This is a genomic window from Nocardioides sp. (assembly GCF_036267815.1).
GTDB lineage: Bacteria > Actinomycetota > Actinomycetes > Propionibacteriales > Nocardioidaceae > Nocardioides.
The window spans coordinates 174,985-190,607 of the sequence record NZ_DATAVI010000039.1 but is presented as its reverse complement, the minus strand read 5'-3'; the positions used below and the strand labels follow the sequence as shown (position 1 = coordinate 190,607).

The following is a 15,623-nucleotide window of genomic DNA, read 5'->3' as shown; positions in this document are numbered from 1 at the left end:
CAAGGCGCGGTCAGTGCTCCGTGACCGTCAGGGGCGCGCACAGGCCACCACTGCTCGGCATGGCCAAGCCCCACACATCGGCATGCTCGCCCGCTCATCGGCGGAGTCGCGCACACAGTGACGTGCGGTCGTCGGGTTCAGGTCGCTTGTGGCTTGGTCAGGTGGAGGTGCCGTGGTCTTCGAGGATTGCCTCGACGATCAGACGCGCCTCAGCTTCCGACCGTTCGTCTCGGTCCTCCACGGCGTTGGCGAGGTTGCGCAACGTCTTCCACAGAGCCCACCCGCGCCCTCTCGCCCAGGTCGAGGCGTCGACGGCGAGACGCTCGCGTAGGAGCTGGCGGCCAGGGAGGTCGAGCAGTGTCCAAGCAACAGCGAGGTCGCAGGACGGGTCGCCAACGCCGCAGGTTCCGAAGTCGATGACCGCGGCAAGCCTGCCTCGTTCGACAAGCAGATTTCCTGGCGCAAGGTCGCCGTGAAACCACACATCCACCCCGTTCCAGCGTGCTTCCAGGGCGTCGTCCCACGCGGCAGCGGCCAAGTCGACGTCGATGTGCTCTTCGAGCTCAGCCAGGGCACCGCGAGCCGTCGCGTCGTAGGTACGCAAGGTTCCGCCGCGGAACCAGTTGTGGACTCCGGGCTGCGGACCGCCCGTCGCATCGACGCGCCGCAAGGCTTCGACGAAGTCGCCCACGTCCTCGGCGATCCCGATCGGGTCGGCGAGCGCAGACCGCGCAGCAGGTTCGCCGGGGAGCCATCCGAAGATCGACCAGTGGAACGGGTACCCGGCCCCGGGCAGGCCCCGGGCCAGCGGTGCGGGTATCAGTGTGGGGAGGTGCCTGGCCAGTTCGGGGAGCCAGCGTTGCTCCTTCTCGACTGCCAGTGCGTACTCCGCGGCGCTGGGTAGCCGCACGAGCATCTCGTCTGCGAGACGGAAGGTGACGTTGTCCCACCCGGGGGTACGAGTCGGCGTGAGGGACAGGTGGGCCCACTGGGGGAACTGGTCTGCGACTAGGCGCCTCACGGTCTCGACATCGACGGCCAGCCTCTGTGGTACTGGGCCGAGGTCCGGCACCTCCTCCGATGGCTCACCGCTCTCAAGGCTCATGGCCAGGCAGGCTACCCAGGAGCAGCACGGCCACGCGCAGCGTTTCTCCCCTCGGGGCATGTCCGCTCATCGGCTACGAGCGTGCACCGGACAGCGGCTATGAGCGTGGGTCTGATGGGTTCCGCTACCACGTCTTCGGCGAGCCCCTTGGAGCTCAAGTCGAGGCAGAGGGGGACGTCGATGGTTCCGGAGAACGAAGCGGTCGTGCGTCGCTTCATGGCGGAGTTGTGGAGCGAGGGCAAGCCCAGTGTGGCCGACGAGCTCGTTGGCCCTGATCATGTTCACCACCTCGGCGATGACACGCTGAGGGCGGTGTCGAGCTGGACGCGGTGGCCGGCCCTGACAGGTGCGGATCGGCCTCGGCCCAGTCATCACCCAGGTACAGCACCCGTCCTCCTCGATCGATCACGAAACCGGATCGTCGCGAAGAGGCTCGCAGGCGACCGACACCGCTCTGGCCGAAAACCGGGCGATGCACCCCTATTAGGCTCGGGATGTGCTCGGCTTCTGGCCCTCCGACGCGGTCCTGCTCCTGACGCAGGCCGCTCTCGTGTGCGGGCCGCGGCCGCGGCTGCCGCACGCCGTCCAGCGGCTCCGGGGCGGGATCTGGGCGTGGGTGATGCCGGTGTCGCTGGGGGGCACGATCGCGGTGCTGGCGGCGGACCCGGGGCTGGCGCACGCCTACTCCTGGGTGGCCGTGATCGGCATCCCCCTGCTCGCCGTGGCGTCGATCGTCGCGCTGCTGGAGGGGCGCCGCGATGGAGCCGGGATGGGTCGGCCGAGCGCCTGGCTGGCCGGTCTGGTCATCGCCGCAGCTCTGCTCGGCTACTCGTGGGGGGTCCACTCGGGGCTCGCGGCCCAAGCCGCGGCGACCGCGCTGACCGCCCTGAGCGCGACCACCCTCGCGGCGTACCTCGCGACGGTGACGCCCGCGGGGTGGCTCAAGGTCGGCATCGTGACCATGGCGACCCTCGACGCCATCCTCGTCTCTGCCCAGCTCCTCCAGGGCCCCAACGACACTCTGAACGCCGCGACGCCGGGGGCGCACCTGCCACACCTCCAGGTCGTGGTGTTCGGCTCCGCCGTGATCGGCTACGGCGACGTGTTCATCGCCGCTGTTCTCGGCACGGTCCTGGTCGCAGACCTGCGGCTCTCCCGCACGGTCCGCCCCTGGCAGGGCGCCCTGGTCGTGCTGCTGTGTGCGGCGGCGTTCGACGCGCTGTTCCTCGTGGTCGACGTCCTCCCGGCGACGGTTCCGGTGGCCGTCGCCCTGCTCCTGCTGGAGCTGTGGGTACGCCGCTCAGCAGCCGGTGCACGGCCAGTTGGTGTCGTACGCCGGTGCGTGGGCTCGGGCCTGGGCGGGCGCGTCGACGACGAGACCGACGACGACGGCGGTGGACAGGGCGGCGAGCAGCAGGGCGAGTCTTGGGCGCATGGGAGTCACTTACCCGGCGCGAGCACTCCTCACACCTCTCAGCACTAGGCTCCTCGACGTGTCCGATCTCGAGGGCTCGAAGGGTCACCACCATGCGATCGCCGCCGACGCCGACCGCCGCTCCTTGGCGTGCGCATTGCTGCTGCTGGCCGCCTTCATGGTCGGCGAGATCGTCGCGGCCGTGCTGGCCAACTCGCTGGCCCTGCTCTCGGACGCCGGCCACATGCTCTCCGACGCCGGCGCGATCGGCGCGGCGCTGTGGGCCATGCGCCTGGCCGCCCGCCCCGAGAGCTCGCGCTGGACCTTCGGGCTCAAGCGCGCCGAGATCCTGTCGGCCGCGGCCAACGGCGTGACGCTGCTGGTGGTCTCCGGCGTCGTGCTGGTCGAGGCCGTTCGGCGGCTGCTGAGCCCGCATCCGGACGTCTCCGGCGGCCCGGTGATCGTGGTGGCACTGGTGGGGTGTGCCGTCAACGTCCTCGCCGCCTGGCTGATCGCCCGCGCCGACCGGTCCAGCCTGAACGTCAAGGGCGCCTACCGCCACATCCTGACCGACCTGTACGGCTTCATCGGCACGGTCGTCGCCGGCGTCGTGATCGTGACCACCGGCTGGGCGAAGGCGGATGCCGTCGCCTCCCTCGTGGTCGTCGCGCTGATGGTCCAGGCCTCGTGGGGATTGCTGCGCGACTCGGGGCACATCCTGCTCGAAGGGGCCCCAGAGGGCGTCGACCTCGCCGGGGTGCGCGCCCACCTCCTCGGCGTCGACCACATCCGCGGCGTCCACGACCTGCACGCGTGGAGCATCACCTCCGGCCTGCCGACCCTGTCGGCCCACCTCGTGGTCGACGACGACTGCTTCACCGACGGCCACACGCCGGCGCTGCTCGACGCCGTGCAGACGTGTCTGGCCGCGCACTTCGACGTCGAGCACTCGACGTTCCAGTTCGAGCCGGCGAGCCACCTCGACCACGAGTCCACCCACGAGCCCGCCCATTGACATATTCCTGTATGGGAATATGATGGCCCCCATGCCTCGCTCCGCGACGACCTCGGACGTCTTCAACGCCATCGCGGAGTCCCGCCGTCGCGAGATCCTGGACGCGCTGATCCTCGGGGAGAAGGCCGTCGGGACCCTGGTCGACGACCTGGCGATGCCCCAGCCGCAGGTCTCCAAGCATCTCCGCGTGCTCAGCGAGGTGGGCCTGGTCCGGTGTCGGCAGGCCGGCCGGCACCGGCTGTACCGCCTCGAGCCGGCCCGGCTGCGTCCGTTCCACGACTGGCTGGCGAAGTACGAGCATGCGCTGGACGCTCGGTTCGACCGCGTCGCGGACTATCTCATGGACCTACAACAGCAAGGAGACGACCAGTGACAACGCATCCGAACCGGTCGGTCATGGAGTTCCCCCACGACCTCGAGATCGTCCACAAGCGTGACTTCGAGGCTCCGATCGGCCTCGTCTTCGACGTGTTCACCCAGGAGGAGCACGTCCGCCAGACCTTCGCGCCGTTCGACGAGACCGTCACGGTCTGCGAGATCGACCTGCGGGTGGGAGGCGCGTACCACTTCGTCTTCGTGACCCCCGACGGGGTCGAGTGCTCCTTCCGCGGCACCTACCTCGAGCTGGATCCCCCGACGCGGCTCGTCGCGACGTGGCACTTCGACGGGTGGCCGGACGCCGACGCCGTCGAGACGGTCGAGCTCAGCGAGGTCGACGGCCGCACGGCCCTGAGCTACCGGCTCCGGTTCACCGACCAGACCGGCCGCAACCGGATGACGAAGTACGACGGGCTGGAGTCCAACTTCGACAACATCGCGGACTACCTGGGGACGCTCACCGCCCAGGCCTGAGCCGGCCTCGGACTCGCGCGGCGTCCAGCACGCCGACCCGAAGGCTCGTAGGGTGGGTGGACCGTACCTGACACCCCACCCCCTGCCCGAGACCTGCCCGAGACCTAGTCGACCACCGGAGCGACCCATGCCCCACGAGCTTGCGCGCGGCCACGCATGAGCCAGCCGGTGGCTCAGCCCGGTCGAGGCGACCACATCGCCTCGAGCACCCGGATCGACGAGCTCGACAAGTCGATCATCGCCATCTTGCAGAACGACGGGCGTTGCCCCTACTCCACCATCTCCGACCAGGTCGGGATCTCCGATGCCGCCGTCCGCGTCCGCGTGGGGCGGCTGCGGCGCGACGGCGTGATCCAGATCGTCGCCGTGACCGACCCGCTCCAGCTGGGGTTCTCCCACGAGGCACTGGTCGCCATCCGCACCGTCGAACGGCCCGGGCCGGTCGCGGACGCCCTGGCGGAGATCCCGGAGGTCGACTTCGTCGTCCTGGTCGCCGGGGCCTTCGACATCATGCTGGAGATCGTGGCCGACAGCGACGAGCACTTCCTCGCCCTGATCGGCCGCATCCGCGAGCTGGTCGGAGGCGGGACCGTGCAGGTCATGCCCTACCTCGAGACCCGGCTTCAGCAGTACGCCTGGGGAGTGCGCTGAGCGAGGTGACCATGGGATCGAGCGCGGTCTGGAGCCTCGCGGCCGCGACGTTCGCAGCGGCCCTCGTCGAGATGGTCGAGGCGCTGACGATCGTCCTGGCGATGGGGATGACCCGCAGCTGGCGCTCGGCGCTGTGGGGTGTCGTCGCCGCTCTGGTGTGCCTCGCCGGGTTCACCGCCGTCGCCGGCTACGCACTCACGACCTGGCTGCCCCGGGCGGCGCTCCAGCTCGTGATCGGCAGCCTGCTGCTGGTCTTCGGCCTCCAATGGCTGCGCAAGGCCGTCCTGCGCTCCGCGGGACGCAAGGCGATGCACGACGAGTCGGCGATCTTCGCCGCGCAGGAGGCGCAGGCACGAGGGGCCGCGTCCGAGGCCCGGCTGGGCCTGGACTGGTTCTCCTTCGTGGTGAGCTTCAAGGGGGTCTTCCTCGAGGGCGTCGAGGTGGTGTTCATCGTGATCACCTTCGGCGTGAACGCCGGCCACGTGCCGGTGGCGGTGGCCGGCGCCGCGGCAGCGCTCGTCGTCGTCCTGGCTCTCGCACTGGTGGTCCGCACGCCGCTGACCAAGGTGCCCGAGAACTCCCTGAAGTACGGCGTCGGGCTGCTCCTGGCGACATACGGGACCTTCTGGGCGATCGCCGGCCTGGGCATCTTCAGTCGCAGCGGTGACAGCCTGTCGTGGCCGGGACACGACCTCGCTCTCCTGGTCATCCTCGCCGGCTGGTTCGCCCTCACCCGATGCCTGGTCCGGGCGCTGCGGAGCCCCACCCGGGGAGCGGGCGCCGTTCCGCTGGCGGGCTCGCAGGGGTAGGCCGATGCGCGTGCTGAGGGGCTTCGGCAGGTTCTGGTACGACTTCCTGGTCGGTGACGACTGGAAGATCGCGGTCGCCGTCGCGACCGTCCTGCTGGTCGGGGCGGGGTTCGTCGTCGCGGGTGGCTACGACGCACCGGTGCTGACAGCGCTGCTGGGGCTGGGGGTCGGGACCGCCTTCGTCGTGGCCCTGCTCCTCGACGTGCGGTCCTCGGGGCGCTGAGACCCGACCTGCCCTCCCTCCCCGCGGTGGCGACCGTCAGCGGGACCGGCGTACGGCGAGCCAGGCGACCGCCAGGAAGGCCGTGGCGACGGCGGCGGCGACCGCCGTCGCCGTGGGCTCGAGCGACCCGTCGTCGCGGCGGGTCATCAGACCGTTCGTGCTCTGCCACGAGAGCACGGAGCCGTCCGACTGTCCGGACAGGATCGAGGTCCCGGCCTGGTAGGAGCCGAAGCTCAGCCGCGACATCGCCGATGCCCCGGAGCCGACGGACGCGAACGACGCGACGGAGCCGACCGAGAGCACCGAGCCGGCCGATCCGATCGACAGGACCGAGTCGGTCGAGGCGATCGAGAGCAGCGAGCGGCGGGAGCGGATCGACAGACGAGAGCGCATGACGGCATCCTCCCCGACGCGCGCGCGTCGACCGGCCGGTAGCCTATGGCCCGTGGAGCTTCCCTCTGGTCGCGCGGTCATCGGCGGCGTTCTGGTGCTGGCCACCGCCGCCGGGTTCGAGCTCGAGTACGTCTGGCTGTTCCTGGGTGGGCTCGTCCTGTTCGTGGCCTGGTGCGGCTACCTGCTGATGGCCACCGACTAGGACGGTCGCGGGGTCGCCCGCGCGGGTCGACCGCGTCAGGTGATCGTCATGCCCCCGTCGACAGCCAGGGTCTGCCCGGTGATGTAGCCGGCTGCGTCGGAGGCCAGGAACACCACGGTCGCGGCGAGCTCGGCGGCGTCTCCGCCTCGCCCGGCGGGCACCCGGTGGAGCATCGCGTCCAGGTAGCCGTCGGGATACCGGTCGGTCATCTCCGAGGCGAAGAACCCGGGCGCGACGGCGTTGACGCGGATGCCCTTGCGTCCCGTCCACTGCTGGGCCAGGTCGCGGGTCATCCCGATCAGGCCGGCCTTCGACGAGGCGTACGCCGCCTGGGGAAGGCCGGCGGTCGTGAGCCCGAGCACGGACGAGACGTTGACGATCGCCGAGCCCGGCAGCATCACCCGGCCGCACGCCTGCGCCATCCAGTAGCACCCGTTGAGGTTGACGTCGATCACCGACCGGAACTGCTCCGGCGTCTCGTGCGTCGCGGGTACGGCGGTCCCGACGCCCGCGTTGTTCACGAGCACGTCGACCCGCCCGAAGGACGCCATCGCAGCCTCGACGAGGGCGCTGCACGCGGCCGGGTCGGACACGTCGGTGCGGACCGCGAGTGCCCGTCGTCCGGCGCCTTCGACCAGGTCGGCCGTGCTGGCGAGCCGCTCTGCCCGGCGCGCTCCGAGAACGACGTCCGCGCCGGCCTCGGCCAGGGCCTGGGCGAACGCGACACCCAGACCTGAGGAGGCGCCGGTCACGATCGCGACGCGGCCGTCGAGGCCGAACAGGTCCAAGGAGGGCATGGCGGCATCGTAGGGGCGCCCGCGGTTTCGGCCCGCCCGGTCTGGGGTACTACGACACGTGGGCTCGGCGTCCCCGTCCGCCCCGTGGGCGGGGAGCAGCGTGCGGCGCGTCCACGGATGACTTCAGGAGGTCTGCCTTGGAAGCCATGGCGTCGTCGATCCTGCGGATGGACGCGAACTGGGTCGACTACCTCCTGATCGCGCTGTACTTCGTCTTCGTGCTGGGCATCGGTCTCACCGCGCGAGCCTCGGTCTCGAGCAGCATCGACTTCTTCCTGTCGGGGCGCTCGCTGCCGGCGTGGGTGACCGGGCTCGCCTTCATCAGCGCGAACCTCGGCGCGGTCGAGATCATGGGCATGTCCGCCAACGGCGCCGAGTACGGCATGCCGACGTTCCACTACTACTGGATCGGCGCGATCCCGGCGATGCTCTTCCTCGCCGTGGTGATGATGCCGTTCTACTACGGCTCCAAGGTGCGCTCGGTGCCGGAGTACATGCTCCGACGCTTCGGTCCCGCGGCACACCTGGTCAACAGCATCAGCTTCGCGCTGGCGCAGGTGCTGATCGCGGGGGTCAACCTCTACCTGCTCGCCACGATCGTCAACGCGCTGCTGGGTTGGAGCATCTGGGTCTCCACGGTGGCCGCCGCGATCATCGTGCTCTCCTACATCACCCTCGGCGGGCTGTCGGCGGCGATCTACAACGAGGTGCTCCAGTTCTTCGTGATCGTCGCGGCGTTGCTGCCGCTGACCTACATCGCCCTGCACAAGATCGGCGGCTGGAACGGGCTCACCGACGCGATGGACAAGGCCGGCACGGGAGCCCAGACCAAGTCCTGGCCCGGCACCGACCTCACGGCCTTCACCTCGTCGTTCTGGTCGGTGGTCGGGATCGTGTTCGGCCTCGGCTTCGTCCTGTCCTTCGGCTACTGGACGACGAACTTCGTCGAGGTGCAGCGGGCGATGGCATCCAAGAACATGAACTCGGCCCGCCGGGCGCCGATCATCGGCTCGTTCCCCAAGATGTTGCTCCCGTTCATCATCATCGTCCCCGGCATGCTCGCCGCCGTGCTCGTCACGCCGCTGGCGCAGATGAAGCACGAGGGCAAGACGACCGGGGCCGGGGGCATCACCTACAACGACTCGTTGCTGCTGCTGATGAAGCAGCTGCTGCCCAACGGCCTGCTGGGCGTGGCGATCGCCGGCATGCTGGCAGCGTTCATGGCGGGGATGGCGGCCAACATCTCGGCGTTCAACACCGTGATGAGCTACGACATCTGGCAGACCTACATCCAGCGCGACAAGCCCGACCACTGGTACACGTCGTTCGGCCGCTGGGCCACCCTCGCCGCCACCGCGCTCGCGATCGGCACGTCGTACTTCGCCAGCCAGTTCCCGAACATGATGAACTACCTCCAGACCCTGTTCGGGTTCTTCAACGCGCCGTTGTTCGCGACGTTCATCCTGGGCATGTTCTGGAAGCGGATGTCGTCGGCGGCCGGCTGGACCGGGCTCGTCTCGGGCACGGTGGCCGCCGTGGTCGTCGCGATCCTCTCCGAGGGCACGCTCGGCTCGGTGAGCACCGGCACGATCCACCTCAGCGGGCAGGGTGCCAGCTTCGTGGCGGCCGGGGCGGCGTTCGTCGTCGACATCGCCGTCAGCGTCGTGGTGACCATGGCGACCCAGCCGAAGGAGGAGTCGCAGCTGCGCGGGCTCGTCTACTCCCTCACGCCCAAGGAAGACCTGCTCGACGACCACGCGGGTCACTGGTACACGTCCCCGACCAAGCTCGCCGGCGTCTCGCTGGTGATGGTCATCATCCTCAACCTGCTCTTCCGCTAGGAGGGAGGCGAGATGAAGAAGACCAGCCTGTTCGACGTCCGCACCATCATCGGCGCGTTGATGTTCCTGTACGGCGTGATCCTGGTCCTGGCGTCGTTCGCCACCTCCGACGCCGACAAGGCGAAGTCCGACGGCATCAACGCCAACCTCTGGGTGGGCCTGGTCCTGCTCGTCTTCGGAGCGCTGATGATCGTGTGGGCGGTGACCCGCCCGATCGTCGTCGACGAAGCGGAGCTGGAGTCCGACAAGCGCGCCGTCGACGAGGCAGCGGGACGCGGCACGGACGACGGCGGAGGGGCCGGTGGCGTCGACTGAGCGCCGACCCGGCCCAGAAGTACGTCGAAATCACGCCGACCCGGCGCAGAAGTACGTCGAAATCACGCCGAGTCGTCATGTGACGACTCGGCGGAAGGGCTGGGGCGGTGCTAGGGCTAGGCCACCGTGGATCCGGACGGCCTGCGCGGCACCTCCGCCGAGGGCACCCGGGACGAGGTCTGGTGCGGAGGCACCATCGCCGGCGGCAAGCACGTGCTGCACCAGGTGTGAGGTCGTCACCGTCCGCCGACGTTGACCTCGGCGAGTCGGCACATAAGTACGTCGAGATCACGCCGAGTCGTCATATGACGACTCGGTGACGGGTGGGGTGGATGCTTCCGGTCGGACAACCTCGGGTACGGAGGACGTCCGGATCAGACGGTGAGCCCTTCCAGGCCCGGGAGCAGCTCGGCGAGCAGCTGGTCCTGCCAGGCGAACGTCGCGTCGGAGCGCGCGTGGAGGTCGTCGCCGCTGAGGAGGGCGGCGACGCGATCGGCGTACCCCGGTGGCAGGTCGGTGCGCAGGTAGCGCAGGCCGAAGTCGTGTCGCGCGGGGCAGTGTCGGATGCGCAGCAGCCGCACCAGAGGCGTGACGCCGTAGCCGAAGTGGAACGCGTTCGCCTCGACGGCGTCGCCGCGGGCGATCGCGCGGTTGACCAGCCACTGGGCGGTCGGCCGGCGCTGGGCGGCTTGCTCGACGGCCTCGTGCCGTGCCCTGGACATCGCCTCCTCGTCGTCGTGGCGCAGTCCGACCAGACCCTCGGGGTCGTGGATGAGGTACGGCGTGCCGTGGCGGCGCTCGTCGACCAGCCGGTGCTGGTCGGCGAGGTCGGAGACGTGCAGGTCGATGATCCTGGTCGGCCGCGACATGTCACCGGCGTCGGGGGTGAGGTTGAGGAAGGCCTGCCGGCCGTCGGGGTACGTCGCCTCGGGCAGCTCCCAGACCTGGTGCACCTCGAAGTCGCGCCGCGCGGCGACGAGGAGCCTGCGGTAGACGGCGACGGCCTCGCCGGGAGTCGCCAGCACCTCGACGTCGAGGTCGGAGTGCACGTCGTAGCCACCGGTCACGGCGGAGCCCGCCACGAACACCGCGCGCACGTCGGGATCGCTCTCGCCGGTCGATCGCAGCCAGGCCAGCCAGTCGTCGTACCTGCTCAGGTCGGTCACCCCGGTGAACCTAGAGCGCCGTCAGCTCCTCGGCCAACCGGGCCTCGACGTCGGTCTTGAGCGCTTTGGCCACCTCGGACTGCGGGAGGTCGTCCATGCCAGCACGACGTTGGCGGCCTTGACCGAGCCGATGCGCTCCCCGACGACGGCGACGACTCGCTCGTCGCACTTGTCGTCGGGCTGACACCGACGCATTGTTCGACGCCGCTGTTGGCAAGGTCCTGCCTCCTATCTCTCCGGTGACCCGACGGCCCTCTCCGGTGACCCGACGGCGCTCGACGACCTGCGGCCCGAGCGCTGGCCGTGGTCGAGAGCATCGTCCGACCAGCCGGGACCCACCGCCCGCGACGGGTAGTCTTCGGCCATGTCGGGCCGGGCTGTGGTCGTCACCGACTCGACGGCGTCCCTGCCTCCCGAGGTGGCTCGGGCACGGGGGATCGTCGTCGTCCCCCTCCAGGTCGTGATCGGCGCCAGCGTGTACGACGAGGGGCCGCAGGGGGCGACCCCGGAAATGGTTGCCGAGGCGCTCAAGGGGTTCCGCCCGGTCAGCACCTCGCGTCCGGCACCGGCGCACCTCGCCGGGGTGTACGCCACGATCGCGGCGCAGGGAGCCTCGGAGATCCTGTCCGTGCATCTCTCGGCCGAGATGAGCGGCACCTACGAGTCCGCGCTGCTCGCGGCTCGCGAGTCTCCGGTGCCGGTGACCGTGGTCGACTCTCGTCAGGTCGGGATCGCGACGGGCTACTGCGCGCTCAGCGCGGTCGACGTCCTGGACGCCGGGGGAGACGTCGCCGCGGCGGCCCAGGCCGCCCGCCGGCGGGCCGAGCTGGCCACCACCCTCTTCTACGTCGACACCCTCGAGTACCTCCGGCGGGGCGGTCGGATCGGCGCTGCCGCCGCCATCCTCGGCGGTGCGCTCTCGGTCAAGCCCCTGCTGCGCATCGACGAGGGACGGGTCGTCAACCTCGACCGGGTCCGGACCTCCGCGCGTGCGCTGAGCCGGATGGAGGACCTCGTCGTCGAGACCGCGGGCAGCCGGGCGGTGGACCTCTGCGTCTCCCACCTGGCCAACCCGGACCGCGCCGGCGCCCTGGCTGGGCGGCTCGCCGAACGCCTTGCTGCCAACCTCGATGGCCGGGACGTGTGGTGTGGAGAGCTGGGCGCGGTCCTCGGCGCGCACGTCGGACCCGGCATGGTCGCGGTCTGCCTCGCGCCCTTGCTCGGGGGCGCGCCGAGCGCCCAGGAGTGACCCAGCCCCGCTGCTGGTGTCTGGGGCCCGACCCGGGTGGGTTCCCTCGACACGGTCGTGGCACGAGCTTCTCGGCCACCCGAGGCTGGCCCGCTTGCCGTCCACAGGTCTCCCGTACCGCTCGTCGTCCACAGGCGGCGCCTTGCCCGCACGAGGGTGCCTCGTCCGGCTCCTAGCGTCTCTGGCATGCGAAGCCGATCCCTTGCCGCTCAGCACGAGGCCGCCGTGTCTCGTCGGCTGGAGCTGCTCACCACCGAGCTCGCGGGGGTGCGTGCGGCCACGGCGCCCGGCGACGTGCGGCCGCGGCGAGCCGGCATCCGAGCCGTGCCCGACCTCGGTCGCCCGACCCAGGTGCGGGCCGACGACGACCTGGTGCACGAGGAGGGGGACGAGGAGGCGCTCGACGACGTAGCCGGGCCGGGGAGGGGGGCCGGCCCGGCCACGTCGGTCGTCCGGCTCCCCGGGCGTCACGCGTCGCGGCGCCGGTCCGGGTCGTGGTCCGACGTCGTTCCCGAGGGCCTGCGCGGAAGGGTGGCCTTCGGCTCCGGCCAGGTGGCAGTGGTCGCGATCTTGGTGGCAGTCGGCCTGGCGCTGACCTGCTGGTGGCTGGTGCGCAGCGGTGGGCACACCGTGCCCGCGCCCACGGCCCTGGAGACGCCGCAGGATCCGCAGGCGGACCTGACAGCTCCGGTGGAGCCGGCGGCCTCCTCGGGCGGAGGCGGGCCTGCGGCGACATCGCCCTCCAGCGCCGCGGCGCCGGTCAAGGTCGTGGTCGACGTGACGGGCAAGGTTCGCCATCCGGGCATCGCGGTGCTGCGGGCGGGTGCGCGGATCGTCGACGCCCTCCGGGCCGTCGGCGGCGCCCGACCCGGTGTCGACCTGGCCGGTCTCAACCTCGCCCAAGTGCTCACCGACGGCGAGCTGGTGGTGGTCGGTGGCCCGGCACCGGCTGCGGCGGGCTCTGCGGCGGGCGCTTCGGGCGGCACCGCGGGCGGAACCCCAGCCGGCACCCCAGCCGGCACCCCAGCCGGCACCGCAGCCGGCACCGCAGCCGGTGCAGGGGTCCCGGTGGACATCAACACAGCGGACGAGACCACCCTGGAGTCCCTTCCCGAGGTCGGTCCGGTGACCGCGGCAGCGATCATCGCCTGGCGCGGTCAGCACGGCGGGTTCGCCTCGGTCAACCAGCTCCTCGACGTCGACGGCATCGGCGACGCCACCTTGGCCAAGCTCGCGCCGTTGGTGACGATCTGAGTGCCTGCCCGCCGTGACCATCGTCCCCGCCTCCCCGATCTGCGCACGGTCTGGCTGGCCGTCGCCGCCTGGGCCGGGGCGCTGGCTGGTGCTGGCCACGGCTGGAGCCTTCCCGTCGCGGGCGGGGTCGGGCTCGCGACGGGCGCCGCGCTCGTCTGGCGGCGCCACCGCAGCGGGGCCGGCCTTGCTCTCGCGGCCGGCCTGCTGGTCTATTCGGCGGCGGCGACTGTGGCCGCGTCGCACTCCCTCCACACCAAGCACAACCCGCTCTCCCTGCTCGCCCGCCAGCGCGAGTCGGTCACCGTCACCGGCACGGTGCGCGACGACCCGCGACGCATCCGGGGACGTTTCGGTGAGGAGGTGCTGGTCAGCGTCCAGAGCCAGGTGGTCCTCGTGGCCGGCCGGGCGATCGGACTGCGGGAGCCGCTGCTGGTGTTCGCGCCCCCGTCGTGGCAGACGGTGGCGCTGGGCTCCACCGTACGGGCCTCCGGCCATCTCGCGGTCGCCTCCGGTGACGACGTCGCTGCTGTGCTGTCGACCGAGGAGCCGCCGGACATCCGGGCCGGGCCCGGGCCGTGGTGGCGGGCGTCCGCCCAGGTCAGGGCCGCGCTGCGCGCGTCGGTGTCCGAGCTACCGCCCGACCGCAGAGCCCTGGTGCCGGCCCTGGTCGACGGTGACGACGCGGGACTCGACCCGGATCTGACCGATGACTTCCGCACCACCGGGCTGACCCACCTCCTGGCAGTGTCCGGGACCAACCTCACGCTCGTCGTGGGGTTCGCCGTGATGGTCGCCCGCTGGCTGGGCGTACGCGGTCGCTGGCTCTACGTCGTGGGTGCTGCCGGCATCGCGGGGTTCGTGCTGGTGGCCCGGGCCGAGCCCAGCGTCCTGCGAGCCGCGGCGATGGGTGCCGTGGCGCTCCTGGGCATGGCATCCGGCGGTGCCGACAGGGGCACCCGTGCGCTCGGGGTGGCCACGGTCGCGCTCCTGCTCCTCGACCCGGCACTCGCCACCGCCGTCGGGTTCGGGCTGTCGGTGCTGGCCACCGCCGGGATCCTTCTGCTGGCCCCGGTCTGGCGCGACGCGCTGGCCCGCTGGCTGCCGCGTGCGGTGGCCGAGGCCGTGGCGGTCCCGGCCGCGGCCCAGCTGGCCTGCACGCCGTTGGTCGCCGCGATCTCCGGTCAGGTCAGCCTCGTGGCCGTGGCAGCCAACCTCCTGGCGGCCCCGGCGGTGGGCCCGGCCACGGTGCTGGGACTGGCCGGCGGGATCGTCACCCTGGCGTGGGCGCCGGCGGGCCGGGTCCTCGGCTGGGCGGCCGGCTGGTGCGTGGCCTGGGTGATCTGGGTCGCCGAGCGCGGAGCCGGTCTGCCGTCTGCGGCCGTCGCCTGGGGCACCGGTCCGCTCGCGCTGATCGTGCTGTCGGCGACGTGCGTGGCCCTCGCCGTGGCCGCCCCCCACCTTCTGGGGCGGCGGTCCACGGGGGTCGCGTGCTGCGGGTTGCTGGTCGTGGCCGCGTTGGTGCGGGTGCCGACTCCCGGATGGCCGCCCGACGGCTGGCTCATGGTTGCCTGCGATGTCGGGCAGGGCGACGGACTCGTGCTCAACACCGGTGTCGGCCATGACGCGGTGGTGGTCGACGCCGGGCCAGACCCGAGACCGATGAAGGCATGCCTCGACGGGCTCGACATCCGCACCGTCGCCCTGGTGGTGCTGACCCACTTCCACGCCGACCACGTCGACGGCCTCCCCGGCGTGCTTGCGGGTCGACGGGTCGGGCGGGTGTGGGTGACCCGGCTCCAGGACCCTCCCGAGGGGGTCTCCCTGGTACGGCGCGCCCTCGCGGCGGCCGGTGTGCCGGTGTCGGTGGCGCCCTACGCCCAGACCTGTCGGGTCGGTGACATCACCCTGGAGCCGGTCTGGCCGCTGCCGAGCTCGCCGACCGTCGGACCCGGAGACGGCAGCACCGCCAACAATGCCAGCGTCGTCCTGGTGGCGCGGATCGCCGGGGTGCGCTTCTTGTTGAGCGGCGACATCGAGCCCGAGGGTCAGGAGCAGATCGCCGCCGCGCTGCCCGGGCTCCGGGTCGACGTGCTCAAGGTGCCCCACCACGGGAGCCGCTACCAGGACCTGCCGTTCCTGCGCTCCCTGCACGCGCGCCTTGCCCTGATCTCGGTCGGAGCCGGCAACGACTACGGCCAGCCCGCCGCGGAGACGGTCGCAGGCCTCGCCGCCACCGGAGCCCGGGTGCTGCGCACCGACCAGGAGGGGAGCATCGCGGTGGTCGAGCGAGACGGTCGGCTCGCGACCGTGACGAGAGGCGGCAGCTGACCCCGGCGA

17 protein-coding genes are annotated in these 15,623 nt (G+C 71.3%); 13 read left to right on the top strand and 4 right to left on the bottom strand.

Translation table 11 applies throughout. The features are described 5' to 3' along the window. Positions 1-157: 157 nt before the first annotated feature. Positions 158-1,105: an aminoglycoside phosphotransferase family protein gene (locus tag VHW64_RS08635; protein ID WP_329650119.1), complete on the bottom strand. Its 948-nt coding sequence runs from the start codon at positions 1,103-1,105 to the stop codon at positions 158-160. Positions 1,106-1,601: 496 nt separating this feature from the next. Between VHW64_RS08635 and VHW64_RS08630 the strand changes: the two genes are divergently transcribed. The 7 genes from VHW64_RS08630 to VHW64_RS08600 all read left to right on the top strand — a co-directional run bounded on the left by VHW64_RS08630 (position 1,602) and on the right by VHW64_RS08600 (position 6,069). After that, positions 1,602-2,588 (top strand): hypothetical protein, encoded by a 987-nt coding sequence (locus VHW64_RS08630; RefSeq protein WP_329650118.1) that lies wholly within the window; start codon positions 1,602-1,604, stop codon positions 2,586-2,588. Between the two features lie 76 nt (positions 2,589-2,664). Next, positions 2,665-3,534 (top strand): cation diffusion facilitator family transporter, encoded by an 870-nt coding sequence (locus tag VHW64_RS08625; protein WP_329650190.1) that lies wholly within the window; start codon positions 2,665-2,667, stop codon positions 3,532-3,534. Positions 3,535-3,565: 31 nt separating this feature from the next. Further along, the gene (locus VHW64_RS08620; protein ID WP_329650117.1) at positions 3,566-3,907 is read left to right on the top strand and encodes a metalloregulator ArsR/SmtB family transcription factor; all 342 of its coding nucleotides are present in this window, start codon (positions 3,566-3,568) and stop codon (positions 3,905-3,907) included. Then, the gene (locus VHW64_RS08615; RefSeq protein ID WP_329650116.1) at positions 3,904-4,386 is read left to right on the top strand and encodes an SRPBCC domain-containing protein; all 483 of its coding nucleotides are present in this window, start codon (positions 3,904-3,906) and stop codon (positions 4,384-4,386) included. Before VHW64_RS08620 ends, VHW64_RS08615 begins: the two co-directional genes overlap by 4 nt. Positions 4,387-4,542: 156 nt before the next feature. After that, complete coding sequence (locus tag VHW64_RS08610) at positions 4,543-5,037, top strand: Lrp/AsnC family transcriptional regulator (RefSeq protein ID WP_329650115.1); 495 nt, start codon at positions 4,543-4,545, stop codon at positions 5,035-5,037. 11 nt (positions 5,038-5,048) lie between these two features. Beyond that, positions 5,049-5,846, top strand: a complete 798-nt coding sequence (locus tag VHW64_RS08605) for a hypothetical protein (protein ID WP_329650189.1) — start codon at positions 5,049-5,051, stop codon at positions 5,844-5,846. Positions 5,847-5,850: 4 nt separating this feature from the next. Then, positions 5,851-6,069, top strand: a complete 219-nt coding sequence (locus VHW64_RS08600; RefSeq protein WP_329650114.1) for a hypothetical protein — start codon at positions 5,851-5,853, stop codon at positions 6,067-6,069. Positions 6,070-6,105: 36 nt separating this feature from the next. Here the strand turns inward: VHW64_RS08600 and VHW64_RS08595 are convergent, their stop codons facing one another. Further along, positions 6,106-6,462: a hypothetical protein gene (locus tag VHW64_RS08595; RefSeq protein WP_329650113.1), complete on the bottom strand. Its 357-nt coding sequence runs from the start codon at positions 6,460-6,462 to the stop codon at positions 6,106-6,108. A 52-nt stretch (positions 6,463-6,514) separates the two neighbouring features. Between VHW64_RS08595 and VHW64_RS08590 the strand changes: the two genes are divergently transcribed. After that, positions 6,515-6,664, top strand: a complete 150-nt coding sequence (locus tag VHW64_RS08590; protein WP_329650112.1) for a hypothetical protein — start codon at positions 6,515-6,517, stop codon at positions 6,662-6,664. A 35-nt stretch (positions 6,665-6,699) separates the two neighbouring features. Here the strand turns inward: VHW64_RS08590 and VHW64_RS08585 are convergent, their stop codons facing one another. Further along, on the bottom strand, positions 6,700-7,461 hold the full coding sequence (locus VHW64_RS08585) for a glucose 1-dehydrogenase (RefSeq protein WP_329650111.1): 762 nt from the start codon (positions 7,459-7,461) through the stop codon (positions 6,700-6,702). A 146-nt stretch (positions 7,462-7,607) separates the two neighbouring features. On the opposite strand from VHW64_RS08585, the gene VHW64_RS08580 reads away from it, so the two are divergent. Next, on the top strand, positions 7,608-9,302 hold the full coding sequence (locus tag VHW64_RS08580; protein WP_329650110.1) for a sodium:solute symporter family protein: 1,695 nt from the start codon (positions 7,608-7,610) through the stop codon (positions 9,300-9,302). A 12-nt stretch (positions 9,303-9,314) separates the two neighbouring features. Next, positions 9,315-9,617 carry a hypothetical protein gene (locus VHW64_RS08575; RefSeq protein ID WP_329650109.1) on the top strand — a complete coding sequence of 101 codons (303 nt, stop codon included), beginning with the start codon at positions 9,315-9,317 and terminating at the stop codon, positions 9,615-9,617. Positions 9,618-9,991: 374 nt separating this feature from the next. Here VHW64_RS08575 and VHW64_RS08570 read toward each other — a convergent pair whose 3' ends face one another. Continuing rightward, on the bottom strand, positions 9,992-10,783 hold the full coding sequence (locus tag VHW64_RS08570; protein WP_329650108.1) for a hypothetical protein: 792 nt from the start codon (positions 10,781-10,783) through the stop codon (positions 9,992-9,994). Between the two features lie 364 nt (positions 10,784-11,147). Between VHW64_RS08570 and VHW64_RS08565 the strand changes: the two genes are divergently transcribed. From VHW64_RS08565 to VHW64_RS08555, 3 genes are all read left to right on the top strand, one after another. Next, entirely contained in the window at positions 11,148-12,032 is an 885-nt protein-coding gene (locus tag VHW64_RS08565; RefSeq protein ID WP_329650107.1) for a DegV family protein, read from the top strand. A 186-nt stretch (positions 12,033-12,218) separates the two neighbouring features. Beyond that, complete coding sequence (locus VHW64_RS08560) at positions 12,219-13,286, top strand: ComEA family DNA-binding protein (protein WP_329650106.1); 1,068 nt, start codon at positions 12,219-12,221, stop codon at positions 13,284-13,286. Then, positions 13,287-15,614, top strand: a complete 2,328-nt coding sequence (locus tag VHW64_RS08555; RefSeq protein WP_329650105.1) for a ComEC/Rec2 family competence protein — start codon at positions 13,287-13,289, stop codon at positions 15,612-15,614. It begins immediately after the preceding gene. Positions 15,615-15,623: the final 9 nt, after the last annotated feature.